Origin of the sequence: Buttiauxella warmboldiae (genome assembly GCF_003818135.1) — a bacterium.
Taxonomy (GTDB): Bacteria; Pseudomonadota; Gammaproteobacteria; order Enterobacterales; family Enterobacteriaceae; genus Buttiauxella; species Buttiauxella warmboldiae.
The window spans coordinates 73,946-80,210 of record NZ_RPOH01000015.1 but is presented as its reverse complement, the minus strand read 5'-3'; the positions used below and the strand labels follow the sequence as shown (position 1 = coordinate 80,210).

General features: G+C 51.1%; 6 protein-coding genes and 1 pseudogene. 3 read left to right on the top strand and 4 right to left on the bottom strand.

Translation table 11 applies throughout. The features are described 5' to 3' along the window. Positions 1-34: 34 nt before the first annotated feature. From EHN07_RS04845 to dacB, 3 genes and pseudogenes are all read right to left on the bottom strand, one after another. Positions 35-262: pseudogene (locus EHN07_RS04845) on the bottom strand (two-component system sensor histidine kinase PmrB); the annotation flags it as partial. Continuing rightward, a complete protein-coding gene (gene pmrA / locus EHN07_RS04840; protein WP_124023061.1) occupies positions 259-921 on the bottom strand; it encodes a two-component system response regulator PmrA in 663 nt (220 codons plus the stop codon). The gene pmrA and the pseudogene EHN07_RS04845, both read right to left, overlap by 4 nt. A gap of 3 nt (positions 922-924) precedes the next feature. Then, a complete protein-coding gene (gene dacB, locus EHN07_RS04835) occupies positions 925-2,358 on the bottom strand; it encodes a serine-type D-Ala-D-Ala carboxypeptidase (RefSeq protein WP_124023058.1) in 1,434 nt (477 codons plus the stop codon). Between the two features lie 253 nt (positions 2,359-2,611). On the opposite strand from dacB, the gene greA reads away from it, so the two are divergent. After that, positions 2,612-3,088, top strand: a complete 477-nt coding sequence (gene greA / locus EHN07_RS04830; RefSeq protein WP_120064575.1) for a transcription elongation factor GreA — start codon at positions 2,612-2,614, stop codon at positions 3,086-3,088. Between the two features lie 106 nt (positions 3,089-3,194). Here the strand turns inward: greA and yhbY are convergent, their stop codons facing one another. After that, positions 3,195-3,488: a ribosome assembly RNA-binding protein YhbY gene (gene yhbY, locus EHN07_RS04825; RefSeq protein WP_034498826.1), complete on the bottom strand. Its 294-nt coding sequence runs from the start codon at positions 3,486-3,488 to the stop codon at positions 3,195-3,197. Positions 3,489-3,614: 126 nt separating this feature from the next. On the opposite strand from yhbY, the gene rlmE reads away from it, so the two are divergent. Continuing rightward, a complete protein-coding gene (gene rlmE, locus EHN07_RS04820) occupies positions 3,615-4,244 on the top strand; it encodes a 23S rRNA (uridine(2552)-2'-O)-methyltransferase RlmE (RefSeq protein ID WP_115627163.1) in 630 nt (209 codons plus the stop codon). Between the two features lie 56 nt (positions 4,245-4,300). Continuing rightward, on the top strand, positions 4,301-6,238 hold the full coding sequence (gene ftsH, locus EHN07_RS04815) for an ATP-dependent zinc metalloprotease FtsH (protein ID WP_124023057.1): 1,938 nt from the start codon (positions 4,301-4,303) through the stop codon (positions 6,236-6,238). Positions 6,239-6,265 lie beyond the last annotated feature (27 nt).

The following is a 6,265-nucleotide window of genomic DNA, read 5'->3' as shown; positions in this document are numbered from 1 at the left end:
TTCTATTGGTTCACGCTTAACCGCGATGAACCAAAAATAAGGTGAAGCCGATCATCACCAGTGAAGGAACCAGCAGCGACGCAATAGCCTCACGGATCTCTTTCTCAACGTGTTGATTGCGTGATTTGGCGGAAAGCGTTTCGTTGACCAGAAAACTGATTTGTTCACGGCTTTCATGCCACAGCCAGATAACGCTGATCAGCTGGAAAAAAAGCAGAATAAGGGCAAGCAGGATCATTAACCGCTGGCGCATGCTATTCATGTTCGTCTCTCCAGCCGATAGCCAACACCCCGTACGGTTTTGATCCTGTCTTTGCCTAGCTTGCGCCTGAGATTATGAATATGTACTTCAAGCGTATTGGAGCCGGGATCGTCCTGCCAGCTGTAGATATCCTGCTGTAATGTTTCGCGATGCACCGTTTGCCCGATACGCATCATCAGGCGCGTGAGTAACGCAAACTCCTTAGGTGTAATTTCCACGGGAAGATCGTGCAACAACACTTGCTGAGTTTGCAGGTTGAGTGTCAGATCATCATGCTGAAGAAGATTATCGCTGTGCCCTTGATAACGGCGAATCAGGGCTCGCGTGCGGGCTTGTAATTCGGCCAGAGCAAAGGGTTTAACCAGATAATCATCAGCGCCTGAGTCCAGGCCATTAACACGGTCTTCCAGCGCGTCACGCGCTGTGAGTATTAGTACTGGCGTGCTAATACTGCGACGGCGCCATTGCCTGAGCAGCGTAGCGCCATCTTTGTCCGGTAGGCCAAGATCGAGGATTACCATGCCGTATTCACCGCTTTCAATCAGCGCATCTGCTTCAGCAGCTGTTGTTGCGCAATCCAGAGCATAACCCTCGCTATTCAGCGCCAGCACCAGGCCTTCTCGTAATAGTAAATCGTCTTCAACAATCAGCAGTTTCATCACTTAATTATTCTGGTAGATATCCTTATAGAGACGGTTTTCAAAGCGCACTAATGGGATACGGCGGTTACGTTGGTCGGCAGGCGCGACAGCATAGCCTGACAGATACTGCACAAAGGCCATGCGCTGGCCGCTGGCGGTAGTAATAAACCCGGCAAGGTTATAGACCCCCTGCAGCGAGCCGGTTTTCGCCGAGACTTTGCCATCAACACCGGCCTGATGCAGGCCCGCGCGATACTGTAACGAGCCGTCATAACCTGCTAAAGGTAGCATTGAGATAAAGTTAAGCTCGCTGTCATTCTGGGCGATGTACTGCAATACCTGCATCATCGTCGCCGGGGAAATGAGATTGTGGCGGGATAATCCCGAACCATCGACTGCGATACTGTTACCTAAATCGACACCTGCTTTCTGACGCAGGATTTGCCGCACCGCATCCGCACCGGCACGCCAGGTTCCCGGTACGCCAAAGCGGCTATGGCCGATGGTACGAAAAACGGTATCGGCAATCATGTTGTCTGATTTCTTCAGCATGATCTTTAGCAAATCGTGCAAGGGTGCCGATTGTTTGCTGGCGATAACCGTTCCCGGGGTATTAGATAGCGTCTGACGTAATAGAGTTCCGCTATAGCTGATTCCCGCCTCTTTAAGCTCGGCTTTTAAAATCGAGCCTGCGTAACTTGCGCCATCCTGAATCGCAAATGCGAGTGGCAGCGGGTCGGCGCGTTGAGTCATACAGCCGGTAAGCGTAAAGCGATTCAGATCGCCCGGAACGACATCCAGTTCACAATACTGGGCCTCTGGAGATCCTTTTGCGAGGGTACGAACCTGACTATTCATCACCACAGGGTAGTAAGAGGCAATGCGGATAAAGGCTAAATCGTCAGCTTTAGGTGCGCTGTAGAGCGAAACAGAAAAACAATTTCGGTCAACAATGGCCGCCGCCGGTGGGGCGCTAAAGCATTGCGTCATATCATTCCACGGCCAGCCTGGCGCTTTGTCATGGCTGGCAAAAACGGAGGTGTCGATCAGCACATTTCCCTGAATTTGCTGCACGCCTGATTTTTTCAGTACCGCTACCATATTGCGAATATCCTGACGTTTTAGCGTCGGATCGCCGCCAAATCGCGCAGTCAGATCCCCCTGCAATACGCCATTGCTCACCTGGGCGTGGCTTTCAAGGGTGGTGTTAAACCTGAAATCCGGGCCTAGCTGAAGCAAGGCTGCCAGAGCGGTAATGACCTTTTGGGTACTTGCCGGCAACGCCATTTGTTGGCTGTGATAGTCAATCAAGGGCGCGGGCGCCCCGACTTTCTGAACCATTAACGCCAGATTCGCACCGGCAGGCAGTTGGGAAGTGTACTCTTCAACGTTGGCGGCCTGGGCGCTAAACACCAGAGCGCTGGTCAATCCAATGACAAATCTAAAAAATCGCATAATCTCGCGGTAACAACCTGGAAACGTATCGTCATACTACGGTGCATCGCAGTGCAAAGTAAACGATGACCCTCAGGGAACTCCAGGGTAAAATACAGGTCAATCTGGAAACCGTTCCTGGCCTGGTGCTTTGCACCGGGTCAGTTTTTATTTTGCTTAGTGCCAGGGGTTTGCCTACTCGCGCAGACCAGGCCCTGGATTCAGGAACGCCGTATGGCCGTTCTGAACAGGAAAGTTTTGACGAGGTATAACAATGCAACCTATTCCGATGACCCTACGTGGCGCAGAAAAATTACGTGAAGAGCTGGATTTCCTGAAATCTGTGCGCCGTCCACAAATTATCGCCGCGATTGCCGATGCCCGCGAACACGGCGATTTGAAAGAAAATGCCGAGTATCATGCCGCGCGCGAGCAGCAGGGTTTTTGCGAAGGCCGTATCCAGGATATTGAGGCTAAGCTGTCCAACGCGCAGGTGATCGATATCACCAAAATGCCAAACAATGGCCGCGTTATTTTCGGCGCGAGCGTCACCGTTTTGAATCTGGATAACGACGAAGAGCAGACTTATCGCATCGTTGGCGATGATGAAGCTGATTTTAAACAGAATCTGATTTCGGTGAACTCACCGATCGCTCGTGGTCTGGTGGGCAAAGAGCAGGATGATGTGGTGGTTATCCGCACCCCGGGCGGTGATGTAGAGTTCGAAATTCTAAAAGTGGAATATTTATAATTTCTGCTACGCTTTTTTATGGCGTGGAGTATTGTAAAGAAAGGAAAAAGGCCGCACCGCGGCCTTTTATCAACTAACAGAGCGTGGCATTTTGCACACTCTCTGCTTATTTCGGCAGAGAAATCTTGCGCTCTTTAGACGGGCGATAGAGCACCAGCGTTTTACCGATAACCTGTACATTACAGGCGCCGGTTTCACGCACGATGGCATCCACGATCAAGGTTTTAGTTTCGCGATCTTCAGTGGCGATTTTCACCTTGATTAACTCATGATGTTCGATCGCTTGTTCAATCTCGGCCAGTACCCCTTCGGTCAAACCGTTATTGCCAAGCATGACTACAGGCTTGAGCGGATGTGCAAGACCTTTCAGGTGCTGTTTTTGTTTAGTACTCAGATTCATCGTATTTTTTGCTTACGTTGGGATTGAAAACGGTTCATTCTACCGCCATCTCTACCGTATCGCCAAATCGGCTGTGCTGATAACTCTACAGCCTGCTACTCACGATGAACAAAGTTGGAAAATGAGATGACAGGTAAAAAGCGTTCTGCCAGCTCTGGTCGCTGGCTGCAGGAACACTTTAGCGATAAATATGTAATTCAGGCGCATAAAAAAGGGTTGCGTTCCCGAGCCTGGTTTAAACTTGATGAAATACAGCAAAGTGACAAACTTTTTAAGCCAGGGATGACGATTGTCGATCTGGGTGCGGCTCCCGGAGGTTGGTCGCAATATGTTGTGACGCAAATCGGGAACCAGGGGCGAATCATTGCTTGCGATCTTTTACCAATGGATCCTATCGTTGGTGTTGATTTCCTTCAGGGCGATTTTCGTGATGAACTAGTCGTGAAAGCTCTGCTGGATCGTGTTGGTGACAGTAAAGTTCAGGTTGTCATGTCAGATATGGCTCCAAATATGAGCGGGACACCGGCAGTTGATATTCCCCGGGCTATGTATTTAGTCGAACTGGCACTGGAAATGTGTCGTGATGTTCTGGCACCGGGCGGTAGTTTTTTAGTGAAAGTGTTTCAGGGCGAAGGTTTCGATGAATACCTACGAGAAATTCGCTCCCTGTTTACGACAGTTAAAGTTCGTAAACCGGACTCTTCTCGTGCCCGCTCACGTGAAGTGTACATTGTAGCGACTGGGCGAAAACTATAGTCCCCTGACGCTGTTTGTTAACACAGTTGTAATATGAGGTTAATCCCTTGAGTGACATGGCGAAAAACCTAATACTCTGGCTGGTCATCGCGGTTGTGCTGATGTCTGTGTTCCAGAGCTTTGGGCCCAGCGAGTCAAACGGCCGTAGGGTGGATTACTCCACTTTCCTGTCTGAAGTGAATCAGGATCAGGTTCGTGAAGCGAGTATCAATGGACGTGAAATCAAAGTTACCAAGAAAGATAGTAACCGATACACGACTTACATCCCCGTTAACGATCCTAAACTGCTTGATAACCTGCTGACCAAAAATGTGAAAGTAGTAGGCGAGCCGCCTGAAGAGCCAAGCTTGCTGGCTTCTATTTTTATCTCCTGGTTCCCAATGCTATTGCTAATTGGGGTCTGGATCTTCTTTATGCGTCAGATGCAGGGCGGGGGTGGCAAAGGTGCCATGTCGTTCGGCAAGAGCAAGGCGCGTATGCTTACCGAAGACCAAATTAAGACCACTTTTGCTGACGTTGCCGGCTGTGACGAAGCAAAAGAAGAGGTTGCTGAGCTGGTTGAGTACCTTCGCGAGCCAAGCCGCTTCCAGAAACTGGGCGGAAAAATCCCGAAAGGCGTGCTGATGGTTGGCCCTCCGGGTACCGGTAAAACCCTGCTGGCGAAAGCCATCGCGGGCGAAGCGAAAGTTCCGTTCTTTACTATCTCCGGTTCTGACTTCGTTGAAATGTTCGTGGGCGTGGGTGCATCCCGCGTGCGCGACATGTTTGAACAAGCTAAGAAAGCGGCGCCGTGCATCATCTTCATCGATGAAATCGACGCCGTAGGCCGCCAGCGTGGCGCAGGTCTGGGTGGTGGTCACGATGAACGTGAGCAGACGCTGAACCAGATGCTGGTCGAAATGGATGGTTTCGAAGGTAACGAAGGTATCATCGTTATCGCCGCGACTAACCGTCCAGACGTCCTTGACCCGGCGTTGCTGCGCCCGGGCCGTTTTGACCGTCAGGTTGTTGTGGGTCTGCCAGATGTGCGTGGCCGTGAACAAATCCTGAAAGTGCATATGCGCCGTGTGCCGTTGTCTCCGGACATTGACGCAGCAATCATTGCGCGCGGTACGCCTGGTTTCTCCGGTGCTGACCTTGCAAACCTGGTCAACGAAGCTGCTCTGTTTGCTGCCCGTGGCAACAAGCGTGTGGTTTCGATGGTTGAATTCGAAAAAGCGAAAGACAAAATCATGATGGGTGCGGAACGTCGCTCCATGGTGATGACGGAAGCGCAAAAAGAATCCACCGCATACCACGAAGCAGGACACGCGATTATCGGTCGCCTGGTTCCAGAGCACGATCCGGTACATAAAGTGACGATTATCCCACGCGGTCGCGCGTTGGGCGTAACGTTCTTCTTGCCGGAAGGTGATGCCATCAGCGCCAGCCGTCAGAAACTGGAAAGCCAGATTTCTACCCTGTACGGCGGCCGTCTTGCCGAAGAGATTATTTACGGTGCAGAGCATGTTTCTACCGGTGCGTCTAACGACATCAAAGTAGCCACTTCTATTGCCCGTAACATGGTCACCCAATGGGGCTTCTCTGAAAAACTCGGTCCGTTGCTGTACGCGGAAGAGGAAGGCGAAGTATTCCTGGGTCGTTCAGTGGCGAAAGCGAAACATATGTCCGATGAAACCGCGCGTATCATCGATCAGGAAGTGAAGCTGTTGATTGAGCGTAACTACGCGCGCGCACGCCAGCTCCTGAATGAAAATATGGATATTCTCCACACCATGAAAGACGCATTGATGAAGTATGAAACCATCGATGCGCCTCAGATTGATGACCTGATGAACCGTCGCGATGTGCGTCCGCCAGCGGGTTGGGAAGAGTCCAATAACGGCAGCAACAATTCTGACAACAACGGTACGCCACGCGCACCGCGTCCGGTCGACGAACCGCGTACGCCGAATCCTGGCAATACGATGTCAGAGCAGTTGGGCGATAAATAAGTCGTCTCTGCCCGATGTTATTGCCGT